General features: G+C 59.8%; 15 protein-coding genes. All 15 read right to left on the bottom strand.

Annotation, left to right across the window (positions count from 1 at the left end; genetic code table 11):
• Window positions 1–2: 2 nt before the first annotated feature.
• On the bottom strand, window positions 3–1,028 hold the full coding sequence (locus tag EV281_RS24490; RefSeq protein ID WP_132656873.1) for an ABC transporter ATP-binding protein: 1,026 nt from the start codon (window positions 1,026–1,028) through the stop codon (window positions 3–5).
• Window positions 1,021–1,800: an ABC transporter permease gene (locus tag EV281_RS24485; RefSeq protein WP_132656872.1), complete on the bottom strand. Its 780-nt coding sequence runs from the start codon at window positions 1,798–1,800 to the stop codon at window positions 1,021–1,023. Before EV281_RS24485 ends, EV281_RS24490 begins: the two co-directional genes overlap by 8 nt.
• Window positions 1,797–2,624, bottom strand: coding sequence for an ABC transporter permease (locus EV281_RS24480; protein ID WP_132656871.1), 828 nt, complete (start codon window positions 2,622–2,624; stop codon window positions 1,797–1,799). The genes EV281_RS24485 and EV281_RS24480 overlap by 4 nt, the downstream gene beginning before the upstream one ends.
• A 64-nt stretch (window positions 2,625–2,688) precedes the next feature.
• Window positions 2,689–3,711 carry an ABC transporter substrate-binding protein gene (locus EV281_RS24475; RefSeq protein WP_132656870.1) on the bottom strand — a complete coding sequence of 341 codons (1,023 nt, stop codon included), beginning with the start codon at window positions 3,709–3,711 and terminating at the stop codon, window positions 2,689–2,691.
• Between the two features lies 1 nt (window position 3,712).
• Window positions 3,713–4,756, bottom strand: a complete 1,044-nt coding sequence (locus tag EV281_RS24470) for a LacI family DNA-binding transcriptional regulator (RefSeq protein WP_132656869.1) — start codon at window positions 4,754–4,756, stop codon at window positions 3,713–3,715.
• Between the two features lie 168 nt (window positions 4,757–4,924).
• Complete coding sequence (locus tag EV281_RS24465) at window positions 4,925–6,352, bottom strand: efflux transporter outer membrane subunit (RefSeq protein ID WP_132656868.1); 1,428 nt, start codon at window positions 6,350–6,352, stop codon at window positions 4,925–4,927.
• A gap of 154 nt (window positions 6,353–6,506) precedes the next feature.
• A complete protein-coding gene (locus EV281_RS24460) occupies window positions 6,507–9,617 on the bottom strand; it encodes an efflux RND transporter permease subunit (protein WP_132656867.1) in 3,111 nt (1,036 codons plus the stop codon).
• A gap of 50 nt (window positions 9,618–9,667) precedes the next feature.
• Complete coding sequence (locus EV281_RS24455) at window positions 9,668–10,882, bottom strand: efflux RND transporter periplasmic adaptor subunit (RefSeq protein ID WP_132656866.1); 1,215 nt, start codon at window positions 10,880–10,882, stop codon at window positions 9,668–9,670.
• Window positions 10,883–11,032: 150 nt separating this feature from the next.
• Complete coding sequence (locus EV281_RS24450) at window positions 11,033–11,635, bottom strand: TetR family transcriptional regulator (RefSeq protein WP_132656865.1); 603 nt, start codon at window positions 11,633–11,635, stop codon at window positions 11,033–11,035.
• Between the two features lie 82 nt (window positions 11,636–11,717).
• A complete protein-coding gene (locus EV281_RS24445) occupies window positions 11,718–12,677 on the bottom strand; it encodes a phosphoribosylaminoimidazolesuccinocarboxamide synthase (protein ID WP_132656864.1) in 960 nt (319 codons plus the stop codon).
• Window positions 12,678–12,852: 175 nt separating this feature from the next.
• Window positions 12,853–14,598 carry an SLC13 family permease gene (locus EV281_RS24440; RefSeq protein WP_132656863.1) on the bottom strand — a complete coding sequence of 582 codons (1,746 nt, stop codon included), beginning with the start codon at window positions 14,596–14,598 and terminating at the stop codon, window positions 12,853–12,855.
• A 108-nt stretch (window positions 14,599–14,706) separates the two neighbouring features.
• Entirely contained in the window at window positions 14,707–15,399 is a 693-nt protein-coding gene (locus EV281_RS24435) for a phosphoribosyltransferase (RefSeq protein WP_132656862.1), read from the bottom strand.
• Between the two features lie 2 nt (window positions 15,400–15,401).
• Entirely contained in the window at window positions 15,402–16,208 is an 807-nt protein-coding gene (locus EV281_RS24430; RefSeq protein ID WP_132656861.1) for a pseudouridine synthase, read from the bottom strand.
• Between the two features lie 164 nt (window positions 16,209–16,372).
• A complete protein-coding gene (locus EV281_RS24425) occupies window positions 16,373–16,579 on the bottom strand; it encodes a hypothetical protein (RefSeq protein WP_132656860.1) in 207 nt (68 codons plus the stop codon).
• Window positions 16,580–16,711: 132 nt separating this feature from the next.
• Window positions 16,712–17,050 carry a hypothetical protein gene (locus EV281_RS24420; protein ID WP_132656859.1) on the bottom strand — a complete coding sequence of 113 codons (339 nt, stop codon included), beginning with the start codon at window positions 17,048–17,050 and terminating at the stop codon, window positions 16,712–16,714.
• Window positions 17,051–17,424 lie beyond the last annotated feature (374 nt).

Below are 17,424 nucleotides of genomic sequence, written 5' to 3'. Positions count from 1 at the left end.
TCTCACCCGAAACGCTTGAGGTTTGCGGCCGCATCGACCGGCAGGTCGAAGGCGATGGTGCTGCCGAGTTCGTGTTGCGGCAGGGCGGCATCCACTTCCGCTTTGATCGGACCGAGCGCGCTGTCGAGCAGATATTCGCGGCTGTTGCCGGCAAAGGACGTGCCACGCACGGTGCCCTGGAAAGGACCGGAACCAAGGATTACCGCGCGCGGCCGCCATGCCAGGCCCGCCGCAACATCCGGCGCGGGAGTAGAAAGTGCGATCGCGCCGTTCGCCGTCGCAAGCTTTCCGTCCTTCAGCGCGAAGACATTCTCGAAACCGACAAAATCGGCGACGAAGGAGGAAATGGGGTTGTTGTATATTTCTTCCGGCGTGCCGATCTGCTCAATGCCGCCGTTCAGCATGACGATGATGCGGTCGGCTAGCGCAAGTGCTTCCGCCTGGTCGTGGGTGACGAAGATCATCGTCACCCCGGTTTCCTTCTGGACGCGCTGCAGTTCGGCGCGCATTTCGAGGCGTAAGCGGGCGTCGAGATTGGAAAGCGGCTCGTCGAGCAGCAGCACCTTCGGCTCCATGACCATGGAGCGGGCGAGGGCAACGCGTTGCTGCTGGCCGCCAGAGAGCTCGCCCGGTTTGCGGCCGGCGAATTTTGCAAGGCCGACGGATCTGATGCCGGCATTGACCTTGCTGTCCAGATCCTGGCCGCGAAGGCCTTTAAGCCGCAGGCCAAAGGCGACGTTTTCATAGACAGTCAGATGCGGGAAAAGTGCGTAGGACTGGAAGACGAGGCCGACCGCGCGTTTGTTGGCGGAGACGCGGGTGATGTCAGCGCCGTCCAGATTGATGCGGCCGGAGGCCGGGTTCAGTAGGCCGGCAATGGCGCGCATGGTCGTCGTTTTGCCGCAGCCGGAAGGGCCGAGAAGCGCCACAAGCTCGCCCCTGGCGATTGACAGGTCGAGGTCCTTCACCGCGACCGTATCGCCGTAGGCGAGCGTCAGCTTGTCGAGTTGAAGGTAGGCATCAGACATAGCGAGAGAATCCCAGGAAGCGTTCGGCGAGGAAGACGATGCCGATCGAAAGGAAGGCGAGCAGCGCCGAGAGCGCCGCAATGGACGGATCGTAGGTGGTTTCCATGTAGCCCAGCATGTCGATCGGCAGCGTGCGCACGCCGGGGCCGGAGAGAAAGAGCGAGACGGGCACCTGATTAAAGCTTGTGACGAAGCCGAGGATGAAGGCAGCCAGAATGCCGCCGCGGATATTCGGCATCACGACACGGAAGAAGGCGCCGAGCCGGGAGGACCCGAGCAGGACGGCCGCTTCCTCGATGTCGGCGCGCAGGTTGCCGAGGCTTGCGGAGACCACACGCACGGCATAGGGCAGCACCAGTGCCGTATGGGCAAAAAACAGCGCGAGCGTGATGTTGAAGCCGAAGGGCACGACAAGATAGCGCAGCAGCGCCAGGCCGACGATAATGCCAGGGACGATGATGGGCAACGATACGATGGTTCTCACCGCCTCGGCGCCCGGCAGCCTGTAGCGCGACAGCGCATAGGCGGCGGGGATGCCGAGGACGAGAGCTGCAACCGTGCCAAAGACCGCAAGGAACATCGACATGGCGAAGCTGTCGCGAAAACTGTCGATGGTGAACACCTTGGCGACCCAGCGCAGTGACAGGCCTTGCGGCGGGAAGGCCAGCGTATCACCTGCCGAAAGCGAGGCGGCGATGATGATCAGGAAGGGGCCAATCAGGAAGACCAGCAGCAGGAACAGAACGACAGGCGAAAAGAGGCGGATGCTCATCGGCGGTTTCTCGCGGTCGCAAGGCGCTTGAGAAGAATATTGGCGGCAAAGCTCATGACAATTAGGATGAAGGCGATGACGCTCGCCGAAACGAAGTTATTGGCGACGGAAACCTGCTGATACATCAACGTTTCCAGCATCAGCACTTTGGAGCCGCCGAGGATGGCGGGGGTGATATAGGCCGTCAGCGAGCCGGTGAAGACCAGCGTGCCGCCGATGACGAGGCCCTCCTTGGTGAGCGGCAGGATGACTTTCCAAAAAACCTGGAACCAGTTGGCCCCGAGCACGCGGGCAGCCGGGATGGCATCCTTCGGCATGTTTTCAAGTGCGCTGATGAGCGACAGGATCATCAGGGGCAGGAAGAGCTGTAGGAGGCCGATGAAGACGGCTGTCTCGGTGAAGAGCAGGCGCAGCGGCTCGGCGCTCAGACCAAGACCGGTGATGGCCTCGTTGACGATCCCGGTGCGGCCGAGAATGACGATCCAGGCATAAGTGCGCGCAACGGGCGAGATCATTAGGGGCAGTGTAACGAGGCCGATCATGCGGCCCTTGCCCTTCGGCGGCAGGTTGACGATCGCAAAGGCGGCTGCATAACCGATGATGGCCGAAACTGCCGTCACTTCGAGACCGAGCCGAAAGCTGCGGAAGAAGACCGTGCGGTTCAGTGTTTCGGAGAAGAAATCCGTATAGGCAGCAAGCGACCACGCGCTGCCGCTGCGAAAACCTTCTGACAGCAGGATCGCGACAGGCAGCAAAAACACCACGGCTGCGAAGATCGCTGCCGGCAGGGCAAGTGCCAAGGCTTCGGCGCGGTTCTGGAACATGGGACGCCTTTCGAGCGGAGGAGGGGTCGGCCCCGGCCAGTGCCGGGACCGTTATCAGCAGGGATTACTGCCCGACCTTTTCGTTCCACTCCTTCAGCCAGCCATTGCGGTTGTCGAGGGCGGCGGCGGAGGGGATCAGCTTCAGGCTTTTGGCGGTTTCCTCGCCGTAAGTGATATTGTTGGCGACCTGGTCAGAGACCTTGACCTCCTTGTTTGCCGGGCTGTCGATCAGCTTTTCGGCAAGCTTGGTCTGAACTTCCGTCGAGAGCCAGAAATCCATGAACTGCAGGGCGAGATCCTGGTTCTTGGAGCCCTTAGTCATGACCAGCACGTTCATGCCGCCGGTCTGGCCTTCCTTTGGAGTTGCCCAGGCAACGGGAACATCGAGCTTGGTGAAGCCGGCCCACGAGAAGCGGCCGATCGGAGCGGCCCAGATTTCTTCCTGCTGCATCAACTGCACGAGCTGCGAGGACTTTTCATAGAAGGTAACGATGTCGTCCTTCTTTTCGCCGAGTGCTTCGATCGGCGCCTTGAGATCCGGCGTGTCCTTGCCGAGCGCGAGGCCAAGCATATAGAGCGCTGGCGGACCCTGATTAGTCGTGACGTTCGGGAAGGCGACGTGGCTGACATATTCCGGCTTCAAAAGATCGGCCCAGGAGTCGATCTTCATCTTGTCCGAGCGATAGGCGATGGACGTGGCATAGAAGGTGTACCCAACGCTCATGCCGTCGCCATTCGGATCCTTGGCGACATCATAGAGCTTGGAGAAATTTTCGAGCTTGGACGTATCGACCTTGTCGATCAGGCCAGCGCGGGCGGCGGCGAGGCCGTCAGCCATGGAGACGGCGGCAAGATCGACCACCGGATTGGCCTTGTTGGCTTCCATCTTGGCGATACGCTCGACGCTGTTGCCGGTTTCGACAACGAGTTTGCAGCCGCATTTGGCTTCGAAGGGGTCGTAGACGATCGTCTTGTAGTCATCCTGCGCGAAGGCATAGACGGAAATAGTCAGTGTCCGTTGCTGTGCCATAGCGCCGAAGGGGAAGAGCGCGGCCAACGCCACCGATGCGATGAGGGCTTTCTTCATTCTACCTGTTCTCCATCTCTGAGGTTTTTTGTGCCGGGTTCGCAGGCCCGGATGACTGGCGGATGATGAGCTGCATAGGCACGCGTTCGGTCTCCGCCGTAACCAGTACGCCCTCCCGGGTGCCGCTTTCACTGATCCTATCGGTGAGCGCCGAAACGGCGATTTCGGCGATAGTATCCATGTCCATCCTGACTGTCGTCAGCGACGGCGTCACGACAGACGACCAGATGAGATCGTCGAAGCCGGTGACGCTGACATCGCCGGGCACGCTGATGCCCTCCTGCTGCAGTTCGGTCAGCGCGCGCAGCGCTTGCAGGTCCGAAAGGGCTGCGAAGGCGGTGAAGCCTCGACGCACCTTTTCTGCGAGACCTAACCGGCAGCCGGCGCCCGCCTCATTCTCCAAACGCTCGATCCAGAGCGTTTCGGACTGCATGCCAGGTTGCAGTCCAGACCTGATGCCGCCGGCCCTGTCATTCTGGACATTGGACTCGTGATTATTGCCGATGATCAGAATCCGTCTGTGGCCGAGATCGGCGAGATGGGCGGCAATTTCCCTACCGCCCTGCCAATGGTCTGCGGCAACCGTGTTGCCGGGCGTGGAGGCCGTATCGATGACGGCGACCGGGCAGCTTGCAGCAGAAATGCGCGTGGCGCGCCGAGGCACGACCACCATGCCATCGACGCCACGCTCCACCAGTCGGTTGATCGCCTCAGTTTGCGCCGTAATGTCGCCGCGGGAGTCGGCGATCAGGACGCCGTAGCCTGCGGCGGACGCGGCGGACTCGATCGCCTGGGCAATTTTTGGAAAGAGCGGATTGGCGATGTCTGGCAGGACAAGGCCGAGAACGCCACTGCGTCCGGTGCGCAGCGCCCTGCCTGCCTGACTCGGCACATAGCCGAGTTCGGCAGCATGGGCGCGGATCTTCTCGATAAGAGCGTCAGAAACACGACCCTTGCCGGAAAGCGCATTCGAGACCGTCGCGACAGAGACGCCGAGTGACGTCGCTATCCTGCTGAGATTGGGTCCCGGGCGTTGTGAAACCATTGATCTGAGGCGCCAAGCTTAATCGTTTAAGCAAGTGCATAGCGCAGCGATTGGAGCTTGTCGAATCCAAATTCATCCAACACTGCGATTATCCGTACCGGCGGACTTCTACGCAAACAAAAGCCCCGCGGAGACCGCGGGGCTTTGAAATAACACAATGCGAAAATCTTAGCTGCCCTTGGCAACCTTGACCGGCGCCGTCGTCTTGCCGCCCGGAGCGAAGCCGCCGCCGGTTGCGATATTGAGTGCGGCATAATCCTTCGCCATCTGCTGAACGGCCGCGGCAAGGCTTGCCTGAGCAAGGGAGACCTGACGCTGGGCGTCGAGAACGTCGAGCAGCGAGGAAGCGCCGTCCTTGTAGGATGCCGTCGAGAGTTCGAGGGTTTCCTGTGTCGTGCGGACCTGGGCGCGCAGCGCATTGACCGTCTCGGCGTCGCGGCGGACGGCCGACAGAGCGTTCTCGACCTGCTCGACCGCCGTCAGAACGGTCTGCTTCCAGGCGAGATAGGATGCGGCTGCATCGGACTTCGCAACGTCGACATTGGCGCGCAGGCGGCCTCCGTCGAGGATCGGCAGGTTCAGGCTCGGGCCGAAGGACCATGCACCGAGAGCGCCGTGAAGGCCGCGCTGGTTGATGTAGCTCGGCGAGATCGAACCGGACAGCGTGATCGACGGATAGAGCTGAGCCTCCGCGACACCGATCTGAGCGGTGGCGGCTGCAAGGTTACGCTCGGCTTGGCGAATATCGGGACGGTTGCGGATCAGATCGGCAGGAATGCCCGAATTGATGCCGCCACGGAACGTCGGCTGACCGGAGCCCCGCATCAGCTCATCGACCATCGAACCGGCCGGCTGGCCGACGAGGGTCGCGATATGATGGGCCGAAACGCGGATGTTGGTTTCGAGGCCGGGGATTTCTGCGAGCGTCGACTGGACGAGACCTTCCGCCTGCACGACATCGAGGCGGGAAGCGGCACCTGCATCGAGCTGGAACTTGGTTAGGTCGTAGGTTTCCTGACGAGACTTCAGGTTGGCCTTCGAAAGCGCCAGGCGCTGCTGGTAGAAGCGTAGATCGATATATGTCGAGACAATGTCCTGAATGTAGGACAGTTTGGCAATATCGGCACCCGCGTAAGCCGAGTCAAGCGAAGCGAGGGCAGCTTCCTTGCTGCGCTTGTATAGGCCGAATAGATCGAGCAGCCAGGACAGCGAGAGCTGGCCGGCGCTGGTGTTGCGGGTATCAAGCTGGGTGCGCAGTTCGCCTGTCTGGCCGCTGATGGTGTGGGAGGCGCCAGCATCGAGGGCAGGCAGGGCGCCGGCGCCGGCAATCGTCACGTTGGCAGAGGCGGAATTGATGCGTTCGATTGCCTGCTGAATCGTCAGGTTCTGATCGAGGCCGGTCTGGATGAGGCTGTTGAGCTTCTTGTCATTGTAGGCGGTCCACCATGCGGTGGTGGCGACATCGCCGATGCTCTTTGCGCCGCCTTCGCTGAATTTTCCAGGAAGCGACATTTCAGGAGGTACGTGGTCAGGGCCTAGGACGCAGCCCGAAAGCAATAACAATAGCGCCGGTGTGGCATAACGAAGGGGTACCATGCATTTCATCCTGTAACTCGAGCAAGTCAATTCTTGTCCGAAGCGTCATGCTTCACTATCGGCTAACGCGCCTCGTTCTCTACGCCAAACATCATGCCGAAGCTGTCCGCGTGCAATGTAGCAATCTGAAAAGCTTTCTCACAGTGCATTTATATCACACTGCCGCCTCATTTTTTTGCCGTGTGGCAAACATGCGGCGGATGACGACGAAGAAGCTCGGCACGAAGAAAATGCCTAGCATTGTCGCAGAAAGCATGCCGCCCAGCACGCCGATACCGATCGCGTTCTGGGCAGCGGAACCCGCGCCCGTTGCAATCGCCAATGGCACGACGCCGAGGATGAATGCCAGAGACGTCATGACGATGGGGCGCAGGCGCAGCCTCGCCGCTTCCAGCGTCGCCTCGAAGAGGTCAAATCCGGTCTCCATCCGGTCTTTGGCGAATTCCACGATCAAGATCGCGTTCTTTGCTGCAAGGCCTATCGTCGTGAGCAAGCCCACCTTGAAATAGACGTCGTTCGCCTGCCCGAAGAGCGTTGCTGCGGCAAGCGCGCCCAGCACGCCGACCGGCACGGCCATGATGACGGAGAAGGGGATCGACCAGCTTTCGTAGAGCGCAGCAAGGCAAAGGAAGACGACGAGAACCGAGATTGCATAGAGCATCGGAGCCTGTGAGCCCGAGAGGCGCTCCTGATACGAGATGCCCTGCCAGGCAACCGTATAGCCGCCGCCGAGCTGTTGGGTCAGGGCCTCCATCTCGTTCATCGCATCACCCGAGGAGACGCCCGGCGCTGCGGCGCCATCGAGCGGAATGGCGCTGACGGCGTTGAAGCGCGCAAGCGACGGTGCGCCTTCGACCCATTGGGTGGTGGTAAAGGCGGAGAAGGGTACCATCTCGCCGGCGTTGTTGCGGGCATACCAATGGTTCAGATCCGTCGGCTGCATGCGGAAGGGAGCATCGCCCTGCACGTAAACCGGTTTGATCTCGCCATTCAGCGTAAAATCGTTGACGTCACGGCCGGTGAAGATGATCGACAGCATTGAGTTGACCGAGGCGAGGTCGACGCCCATGGCGCCAATCTTCTCCTGATCGATCAGGATCTTCATCTGCGGCTCGACTTCTTTGTTATTCGAGCGTAGCGCGACAACCTTCCCTGTGGCGCCGGCCATCTGGATCAACCGTTTGGAAGCGGCCGTCAGGGCTTGGGTGCCATGGCCGCCGGTGTCCACCAGATACATCGAGAAGCCGCTCGACACGCCGAGACCCTGGATAGCGGGCGGCAGCAGGGCAAAGACCTGTGCTTCTCGGATCGTGAAGAAGTTCTTCAGAGCCCGGCTTGCCACCGACTGCGCGCTGAGATTGGGATCGGTGCGCAGCGAGAAGTCCTTGAGCTTGGTAAAGATGATGGCGCTGTTCTGACCCGAACCGTTGAAACCGAAGCCGAGGGCGCCGAAGACGGAGTCGACCGCGTCCTTCTCGTTCTCGCGGAAGTATTTCTCGACCTTTTCAACGACGGCTTGGGTCTGCTGTGTGGTGGAGCCTGGCGGCGTGGTGACGATAGTCAGGAGCACGCCCTGGTCTTCCTGTGGCAGGAAGGAGCTTGGCAAGCGGGCAAAGAGGTAGGCACAGCCGGCGCCGACCAGCAGGAAAACCAGCATGACACGGATCGGCCGTTTCAAGAGATAGCCGATGGTGCGGACGTAGCCGTTGGTCGAACGGGTGAAGTTACGGTTGAACCAGTCGCCGATGCGATGCTTCTTATGCTCGTTGATAGGCTTCAGCATCGTCGCGCAGAGCGCCGGCGTCAGCACGATGGCGACGAGGGCCGACAGCAGCATTGCCGACACGATGGTAACGGAGAACTGGCGATAGATGATGCCGGTCGAGCCCCCGAAGAAGGCCATCGGGATGAACACGGCGGTCAGGACGAGCGCGATGCCGACGATGGCGCCGGTGATTTCGCCCATCGACTTCTCCGTCGCCTCGAGCGGCGAGAGCTTTTCCTCCGACATGATACGCTCGACGTTTTCCACGACGACGATAGCATCGTCGACGAGAAGGCCGATCGCCAGGACCATGGCGAACATCGTCAGCGTATTGATCGAATAGCCTGTTATCGCGAGAATGCCAAAAGTGCCGAGAAGCACGACGGGAACGGCGATGGTCGGGATTAATGTCGCGCGCAGGTTCTGCAGGAAAACGAGCAGGACCACGAAGACGAGCACAATCGCTTCGATCAGCGTATGGACGACCTTTTCGATCGACAGCTCGACGAAGGGGGTCGTGTCATATGGATAGGTGATCTCGACGCCTTCCGGCAGGCCTCGGCCGATCGTTTCAAGCGCAGCACGCACCCGGGCGGCGGTATCGATGGCATTCGCACCAATTGCAAGGTTTACGGCAAAGCCCGAGGAGGGCAGGCCGTTATAGCGCGAATTGCCGCCATAGCTCTCTTGGCCGATCTCGACGCGGGCGACATCGCTGAGGCGAACGGTCGAACCGTCCTTTTCAACCTTCAGGATGATGTGCTCGAAGTCCGCGACCGTGGTGAGTTGGCTTTGGGCGGTGATGGTGACGTTGATCTGCTGACCGGGAACCGCCGGTTGGGCGCCGAGCGAACCGACGGAAACCTGGGTATTCTGCGCCTGGATGGCGGAGGTCACGTCACCGGGGGTCAGCTGAAATTTCTGCAGCTTGAACGGGTCCAGCCACACACGCATGGCATAGCCCGAACCGAAAGTATTGATGCTGCCGACGCCCTCCAGACGTTGGATCTGATCCTCGATCGAGGTCGACATGATGTTGCCGAGATCGACCGAGGTCCGCTTGCCGTCGGTCGAGATCAGCGAACCGACGAGAAGGATGCTCGAGGTGGAGCGTGTGACGCTGATGCCGGCATCGATGACGTCGCCCGGCAGCTGCGACTGAACGAGCTGGAGCTTGTTCTGCACCTGTACCTGCGCGATGTCAGGGTTGATGCTGGTCCCGAAGGTCAGCGAGATGCTGGCCGAGCCCGTCGACGAGGTTGAGGTCATGTAAGTCAGGTCATCGAGGCCGGTCATGCCGTCTTCGATGATGGTCGTCACCGATTTCTCTACCGTCTCCGCGCTGGCGCCACGATAGCTGGCGTTGATGCGCACGGTTGTCGGCGCAATGTCGGGATATTGCGAGATCGACAGCGTAAAGATGGCGAGCACACCTGCGAGCATGATGGTGATCGCAATGACCCAGGCAAAGATCGGTCGTCGGATGAAAAACTTGGCCATCGGTTATTCCTGTACGGCTGAGACGGTGACGATACGAAGACGTCCGCGCGTTACTTTGCTGCGGGCTTCTGTTCGCCTCCGGCCGCGGGCTGATCGGCAGGGACCACCACGCCGTTATCGTTGATCTTCATCGGAACCGGCTTCACCGGCATGCCTGATACAATCGACTGCAGACCGCTGACGATCACCTGGTCGCCATCGTTCACGCCCTGCGTCACGAGCCACGAATTGTTGGAGGGCGTGGCATTTTCAAATATGCGGGTCTCGACCTTGCCTTCGGCGGAAACGAACTGCGCGGTCAGGCGACCGTTGGCATCGCGGGTCGTTGCAAGCTGCGGCAGGGAATATCCGGTCTCCGCACCAAGCTCGACGGTAGCCCGGACATACATGCCCGGCAGGATGACGCGATCCGGATTTGGGAAGACAACGCGGATGATGAATGTGCCGGTCGTTTCGCTGACGACCTGCTTCGACATATCGAGCTTGCCCTTCTGATTATATTCGCGGCCATCCTCGAGGATCAGGCGGAAGGTGACGTTATTGTCTTCCCCCTTCACCTCGCCGGCCGCGATCGCATCGCGCAGCTTCAAGAGGTTGGTGCTCGATTCCGTCAGCGAGATATAAATAGGATCCAACTGGCGGATGGTGGTCAGCGCATTCGACTGGTTGGCGGCAACCACGTTACCGATGTTGTAAGCTGTCTGATCGATGACGCCGTCGAAGGGAGCAATGATCTTCGTATGGTCGAGATCGATTTGCGCCGCGGTCAGCGCCGCCTTGGCGGCTTCCACTTCGGCATTTGCCTGGGCGAGTGCCGTACGGGCGTTTTCAAACTCGATCTGCGTTGCACCGCTGCCGACCAGCCGCTGGTAGCGATCGAAATTGCTCTGGGCACTCGGCACGCTGGCTTGCGCCTTGGAGATGGCTGCTTGTGCCTGTTCGACGGCGGCGCGATAGGCGGCATCATCGATCTGGTAGAGCAGGTCGCCCTTCTTGACCTCGCCACCTTCCTTAAAGGCGATTTCGCGGATGATGCCGTTCACCTGCGGGCGAATATCTGCCACCTGAAAGGCTTCGGCGCGACCGGGAAGGATCGTGGTGATCGGATAGGTACCCTTTTTCAGCGTGACCACGCCAACTGGAGCGCCCTGCTGGGCGGCGCCCGCGCCTGCATTGCCTGCGGGCTTTTTGCTGCTGTCGTTGCAGGCGGCGAGGCCCATAACAAGCAAGAGAGCCGAGGAGACGATGAAGGCACGCCGAATCATGCGAATTTCCTGTGCGGTTGGCAGTAGCGGTTCAATCGCCGACCTGAAGAGGCGCTGCTCGATATAAGCGTAGTGATTGGTCCGGATACAGATGCCGTTATCCGATATTAAGAAAAGCTTTATGAAGTGACGTAAGTCAGCAATCGTCACTTAGCAAGCGTTATTTTGCAGTGCGGCATCCACAAAGCACACGATTTTTTCTGCACGATGGACAAGTGTGTCCTTATCGTCCTTGGCGATCAGGATCGGATGGAGAACGCAAGCCAGGACGTCTGCAACAGTGCTGGCGGCGGCATCGGTGCGGTTACAATGGTAACGGCCATCGGCCACACCTTCGGCTATGATCTCGCGGAGCCTCTGCTCTATCCGCTGGCGATAACGATTACCGGCCTCAAGCTTGGCCTCGATCGTCGAGATGACCATCTCGAAGATATAGGGGTTCTGCTGGATGTCCTGCAAATGGCTGTCGAGCAGACGAAGGACGAAGCTTAACAGCTGTTCCTTCGGCGGCAGGCTGGCGTCGGTTGCCGCGAAACGCTCCGCGGCATTGCCGAGATGCCGCTCGGCGATCGCGTCGACGAGTGCGGCTTTCGAGTGGAAATGCTTGAAGACATTGGCTGGAGACATATGCAGGGATGAGGCGATATCGGCGATCGAGACCGCTGCAAAACCGCGCTGGCGGAACAGGATGTCCGCCATCGAGAGGATATCCTCCCGCGTCTCTTCGGCCTTGCGTCTGGGCCTGCGTGCCATATGTCCCCCGCCAGGCTTTGCCCGGCACCCCTTTTTCCCGATGCTAGCGCGATTGGCCGAAAGGCTGCAAGCAGGCTCGCTACTACCTTTCAGCGGTTCCAAGGAAATAGGGTGCAAGATTTGCGCGGACCCGGGCGACAGGCGTTTCGCCGCTGTCGTCGGGCACGAAGCGTTCGCCGGTGATCCATTCGTAGGCCTTGATATAGACGGCCGAAGTCTGCTCGATCAGCTCGACCGGAATTTCCGGGATATTGTCCTTGTAAGGGTCGCAGCGTTCAGCCACCCAGGCGCGGACGAAGTCCTTGTCAAAGCTTTCCGGCCGTTTTCCGGCTTCGAAGGCGGCAGGATAGCTCTCGGCTACCCAGTAGCGGCTGCTATCTGGTGTGTGGATTTCATCGGCGAGGATGATGTTGCCATCCTTGTCCGTGCCAAATTCATACTTGGTGTCGACGAGGATGAGCCCGCGTTTTGCCGCCACATCCTGGCCGCGGGCAAACAGCGCCAGCGCGTATTTCGAAAGCGTTTCCCATTGCTCTGCGGTCAGCAGCCCGCGGCTGACGATTTCAGCAGGCGTCAAAGGCTCGTCATGGCCGCCGTCGAATTCCTTGCTCGTCGGCGTGATGACCGGTTCGGGAAGGACCTGGTTGTCGCGCATACCATCGGGCAGGCGCATGCCGTACATTTCGCGCTCGCCCTTCTTGTAGAGCGTCAGGATCGACGTGCCGGTCGTGCCAGCCAGGTAGCCACGCACGACGATCTCGACCGGAAGGATATCGAGGCGCTTACCGATGACGACATTTGGATCGGGATAGTCGAGAACGTGGTTGGGGCAGATATCCTTCGTCGCCTCGAACCAGTAGCGGGCGGTCTGGGTCAACACCTGGCCCTTGTATGGAATGCAGGTCAGAATACGGTCGAAGGCGCTCAGCCGGTCCGTGCTGATGATGATGCGCCGCCCATCCGGAAGATCGTAATTCTCGCGCACCTTGCCGCGGTAGTAGTTCGGCAGTTCCGGGAAATGGGCTTCGGAGAGAATACGCACGGTGCTTGGCTATCCTTCTATCGGCTGAGACCAAGCATGTCGCAATCTCCAGGATTCGCTTCCCACGCTCGAGGTCTCTGTTTACGCATGTCGTTATCGCAAATCGGCGGCACAGTTTTGCGCCGCATGCTCTATCCCTGCTCTAGTTTCATTGCCGGGGAAGTCAAGCAAAGGCTCATTCAAGCCAGAAGAGGGCAATGAGAATGAGCGTGACTATATAGCCGGCGAGCGTCAGCGGCCAGCCGGCGCGCAGGAAATCGCCGAAGCGATAGCTGCCGATGCTCATCGACAGCGTATTGTTGTGATGGCCGAAGGGCGTGAGGAAATCCTGCGAGGCGCCGGCGGCAACCGCGATCAGATAGGCCTGTGGCGGTTGCTGACCGGCTCTCGCAAATTCAAGTGCGATCGGCGCGAGCACGATCGCGACGGTCGCATTGTTTACGAAAGGCGTCAGCGCCATGGCGAGAAACAGAACCAGGGCGACGCCCCACAGGGGATGGCCGATTGGGAAGGCCAGGCTCAACCATGCCGCAATGGCCTCAGCCACGCCCGTCGTCGCGACCGCCTGGCCGATGGGGATCATCGCTGCGAGCATGATGATGATCGGCCAGTTGATATCCGCCATTGCATGGCGAATGTTGAGGTAGCCAAGCAGGGCAAGCGCCAACACCACGAAGGCAAGGGCAATATCGGGGCTTAGACCGAAGGCGGAAGCAGCGACACCGCAGGCAAAAATCGCAAAGGGTCGCCATGAGGCCGATGATTTCGGCGAGGGCGCTGCGGAGGCAAGCGGCAGGCATTCGCACTCCTCAAGGGCTTCCGCGATGGCTGTTTTGGGCCCCTCCAATACCAATATGTCGCCGATTGAAAGCTGCAGGTCGGCGAAACGTCCTTCGATACGGGGAGAGCGCATCGATAGGGCCGAGACCGTGACGCCGCGGTTGCGGAAGATTTCCAGAGAGGCGATGCGCGATCCGACGACGGTGCTTTCCGGCATGACGACGGCTTCGATGCTGGCGAAATCCGGCTGCAGCCCATGCGGATGGGCTTCAGGCACCAGCGCCTGCAAGGCGGCAAGGTCCGCGAAGATCGAATCCGCGCCTTGCGCCAGCAGAATATCGCCTGGCTGGATGACCGATTGCTCGAGCGGGCCGAAAACGAAAGCCCTATCGCGGATCAAGGCATGCGGCTGGATGCCGAAACGCTCCAGACACTGGGCAAGCGTAATGCCAACAAAAGGCGAATGCTCGGGAATGCTGCGCTCGACAACAATGCGACGGGCGGCGGGTGCGGGTGCTGCTACGGCCTCGTCCGGCTCGGAAAATATTCGCCGGACGATCAGCGTGATCAGGAGAATGCCCAGAACGGCGACCGGCAGGCCAACATAGGCGAAGTCGAAGAAGCGGAAACCTTTGCCCGTGGCTTTTTCAAGCGCATCGCCGACAAGCAGGTTGGCGGGTGTACCGATCAGCGAAACGAGACCGCCGAGAAGAGCAGCAAAGGAGATCGGCATCACAAGCTGCCGTCGCGGAATGCTCATGAGCGTGCTGAGCCGCAGCGCCAGCGGCAAAGTGATCGCGAAAGCGCCAATATTGTTCATGAAGATCGAGATGAAGCCAGTCAGGGCCGAGACGCCCGCTATGACCCGGAAATGCGAAAGGCCCGATGTCATGAAACGCTCGGCGAGGCTGTCAAAAAGTTTGGTGCGTGCAAGGACCTGGACTACCAGCAGGATTTCCACGACAGTAATGACGACGGGGCTCGCGAAGCCGGCAAAGATGCTGTCGGCGGGGTAAAGACCGAGCACATAGCCCGCAAGCAATCCGCCGATCGCGATAACTTCCATGCGCAGGCGATCGAGGGAGAACAGAAAGAGCATCGCCGCCAGCAGGATGAGGAGGGCAGCTTGCTCGGGCGTCATCGGCGGTTCCTGTGTTCGATCAGACGCCGAATGTAGCTTTTCGTCCGGCGCTGTATAGTCCGTCCAGACGAAAGAATGGATGATCCTTACATGTGGCCTTGCTGGCGATCAGGCTGGCGCGCGCCATTTTCCCTCGGCTGTCCGCTCCAGGATCGGCGTTGTGAAAACGCCTTTCGTAACCTCTTGCCACTGAGGACCTGCGTCGTCGAGTTTTGCGCGCCAGCGGTCCGACTGCAGCATGGCGGCGCCGATGACAACAGGTTCTATGCCGCAGCCGGCAAGCAGATCGAGACCAGCGACGATAGACGTTCCGCTCGATATGACATCATCGATGAGCGCGACGCGGCGTCCTTCCAGAAGGGGCAGCATGCGTGGATCAATATAGAGGCGTTTTTGCTGCTCCGGTGTGGTGATCGAGGAGAGAGCGACCGAAAATTCGTCGCGATACCAAAACTTGCGGGAGGTACCGAGCGGAACGTAACGGCCATGGCCGAGCTTCTGGGCCACTGCCGCTGCAAGTGTCAGGCCGAGTGTGGGAAGGCCAGCGATGACGTCGATGCCGAAGGGCCAGATTCTTTCCGCCAGGCTCTCTGCCAGCGCATCGAGCACTGCGAAGCTCGCTTGATTGATAATCAAAGAGGCCAGCGCATGATCGCCGTCGGCGAGCACGCGGATCGGCAGGCGCAACTGTCTGCCGTCCTCCAGCTGCGCCACGAAAAAGGAGGTGAAGTCGCCGCCTGTTTCGAAGCTGCCGGGCGGATGGACTTCCTGCCAGAAATCATGCGGCATCAATTCCGTCATTCTCAATCCCGTATCGCTTTGCTGCCGCCGATCTTTCGGCGGAGGTCCTTCAGCTGGTCCTCGCTCAGCACCCTGACCGATCCCTTTGCCAGATCGCCAAGCTCCAGCCCACCTATCGCGACGCGCACCAGTCGCAGGCAGGTGACATCGAGCGCTTCCAGCATGCGACGGATCTGCCGGTTGCGGCCCTCCTGCAGTTCCACTTCGATCCAGGAATTGCGGTCGCCCTCACGCAGCTTTCGGGCTGCCGTGGCGCGCAGCAATTCACCGTCGTGCCGAAGACCTGACGTCATGGCCGTCAGCATATCGTCGTCGGCAATCTGATCGATCTGCACGTGATAGGACTTCGAGATATGGGTGATCGGATCGAGTAGCGCCTGGGCGAATTCCGTATCGTTGGTAAAGAGCAGCAAGCCTTCGCTCGCCTTGTCGAGCCGGCCGACGGGCGAGAGATGTGGAACGTCGAAATCGGTCAGGCAATCATAGACCGTCGGCCGTCCCTCGGGATCATGACGAGTGGTGACCAGACCGCGCGGCTTGTTGAGCATCAGGTAGATCCTCGCCTCTGCGATGATTTCCTTGCCATCGACCTTGATAAGGGCGGCCGAAAGATCGACCCATGTCGAGGGATCGGTAACTATGCGATCGCCGATCGCGACCCTGCCCTCGGCAATCAGCCGTTCGGCTTGCGTACGGGAACAATAGCCAAGTTTGGAGAGCGCGCGCGGAAGCGTGACCCGCTTGCCGGCTGATTCAGCCTGGGGTCTGATGTGCTCGCGTATTTTCTGCGGTGATCGCCGGCCCTTCACTTTGCCATCCCCGGTGTGATTGCGAAGCCGTTCTTTGCATGAACGGGGCGAGGATACCAGCAATGGGGGTTGAAATTCTGGGGGAGTAGAGGATCTCGGATGCCGAAAGATATTATCAACGCTTCAGGCAAGCGCAGTCGAGGAGGACAAGCTTTTCCTGCACCTCAAGGGCAGGCCATGAAGCCGGCGAGTTCCTGCCGGTTCATCACGATGCCAGCGGCGGCCTTGGCCGGGTCCGGATGCGTGTAGGAAAGGCTCGGCATTTCAGGGAGGTCGAGCGCCTGGCGCATGTTCATGATACCGACCGCGCGACGCCCAAAACCTCCATCGACGCTGACTTCAACGATCAGCTTCTCTCTCTTGTCGTCCATGATGTCCTCCCTTCATTTTTATGTCCTCACTGCTCGCACTAAAAGTTGGTTTTTCTAAGACATAAGTATTTACGCATCCTGCAAAAATTGGATTTGCAGGATGCGTAAAATGTAGAACTTGATGTTGGCGATTCAACGCCACCAGTGACGTGGTTCAGGCTGCGAGGCGCCCGAAAGCATATACCCCGCCAGGAAGCCGATCGCTCCCGCAACCAGAAGTGCCGTTGTGGTCGCTGCCGGGTGTTCGCGGGCGGTGCCGGCAACGGCCGCACCCTCCGCCCGAATCTGGGCAACTGCGCTCTTGGCGCGGGGAAGGGTGTCTTCATATGCCTTGCCTGCGCGGTCACGCACTTCGTAATAGGCTTCGGCGCCCTGCGCGGAAATCATCTTCTGGAGGCGGGACACCTCCTGCTGCAAGGCTGCAATGTCCTTGCTCACGGATGCCCTGATATCGTCTGTATTGGCGGCCATGTGTGTCTCCTTCCTTCGATGGGAAGGGAAACACGAAAAAGCGCGTTAGGTTCCGTGCCTTTGGCGACAATCCAATATGACGGTTGTTTGACAGCGTGGCGTTGACTGTGTTTTTTTGGCGTTAACCATAAATTTGGCCAAGGCGCTGTTTTTCCGGGGCTTTTCCGCATTTTTTCACCGGGCTCAGGACCGTTCTTTATCGCCTGGTAAAAGTTTTTTCGGGAATTGTGCCCCGAAAGGCGGCTTGTGGATAACTTCCCGTTAGAAATACTCCTGTCGAATCAACCTGTTACAAAAATGTCAAAAAAGTTGGATGAGTGGTGTTGACTGTTTTGCGGGTGTAGGCTTATAAGCCCACTCACTGACGAGGGCGG

It is taken from the genome of Rhizobium sp. BK418 (assembly GCF_004341105.1).
GTDB lineage: Bacteria > Pseudomonadota > Alphaproteobacteria > Rhizobiales > Rhizobiaceae > Rhizobium.
This window is presented reverse-complemented; position numbering and strand designations above follow the sequence as displayed.

Coding starts and splice junctions, on each gene's coding strand:
- EV281_RS24420 (WP_132656859.1), bottom strand. CDS start 17,050: ATGGCCGCCAATACAGACGATATCAGGGCATCCGTGAGCAAGGACATT.
- EV281_RS24450 (WP_132656865.1), bottom strand. CDS start 11,635: ATGGCACGCAGGCCCAGACGCAAGGCCGAAGAGACGCGGGAGGATATC.
- EV281_RS24470 (WP_132656869.1), bottom strand. CDS start 4,756: ATGGTTTCACAACGCCCGGGACCCAATCTCAGCAGGATAGCGACGTCA.
- EV281_RS24475 (WP_132656870.1), bottom strand. CDS start 3,711: ATGAAGAAAGCCCTCATCGCATCGGTGGCGTTGGCCGCGCTCTTCCCC.
- EV281_RS24485 (WP_132656872.1), bottom strand. CDS start 1,800: ATGAGCATCCGCCTCTTTTCGCCTGTCGTTCTGTTCCTGCTGCTGGTC.
- EV281_RS24425 (WP_132656860.1), bottom strand. CDS start 16,579: ATGGACGACAAGAGAGAGAAGCTGATCGTTGAAGTCAGCGTCGATGGA.
- EV281_RS24455 (WP_132656866.1), bottom strand. CDS start 10,882: ATGATTCGGCGTGCCTTCATCGTCTCCTCGGCTCTCTTGCTTGTTATG.
- EV281_RS24435 (WP_132656862.1), bottom strand. CDS start 15,399: ATGACGGAATTGATGCCGCATGATTTCTGGCAGGAAGTCCATCCGCCC.
- EV281_RS24490 (WP_132656873.1), bottom strand. CDS start 1,028: ATGTCTGATGCCTACCTTCAACTCGACAAGCTGACGCTCGCCTACGGC.
- EV281_RS24440 (WP_132656863.1), bottom strand. CDS start 14,598: ATGACGCCCGAGCAAGCTGCCCTCCTCATCCTGCTGGCGGCGATGCTC.
- EV281_RS24465 (WP_132656868.1), bottom strand. CDS start 6,352: ATGGTACCCCTTCGTTATGCCACACCGGCGCTATTGTTATTGCTTTCG.
- EV281_RS24480 (WP_132656871.1), bottom strand. CDS start 2,624: ATGTTCCAGAACCGCGCCGAAGCCTTGGCACTTGCCCTGCCGGCAGCG.
- EV281_RS24460 (WP_132656867.1), bottom strand. CDS start 9,617: ATGGCCAAGTTTTTCATCCGACGACCGATCTTTGCCTGGGTCATTGCG.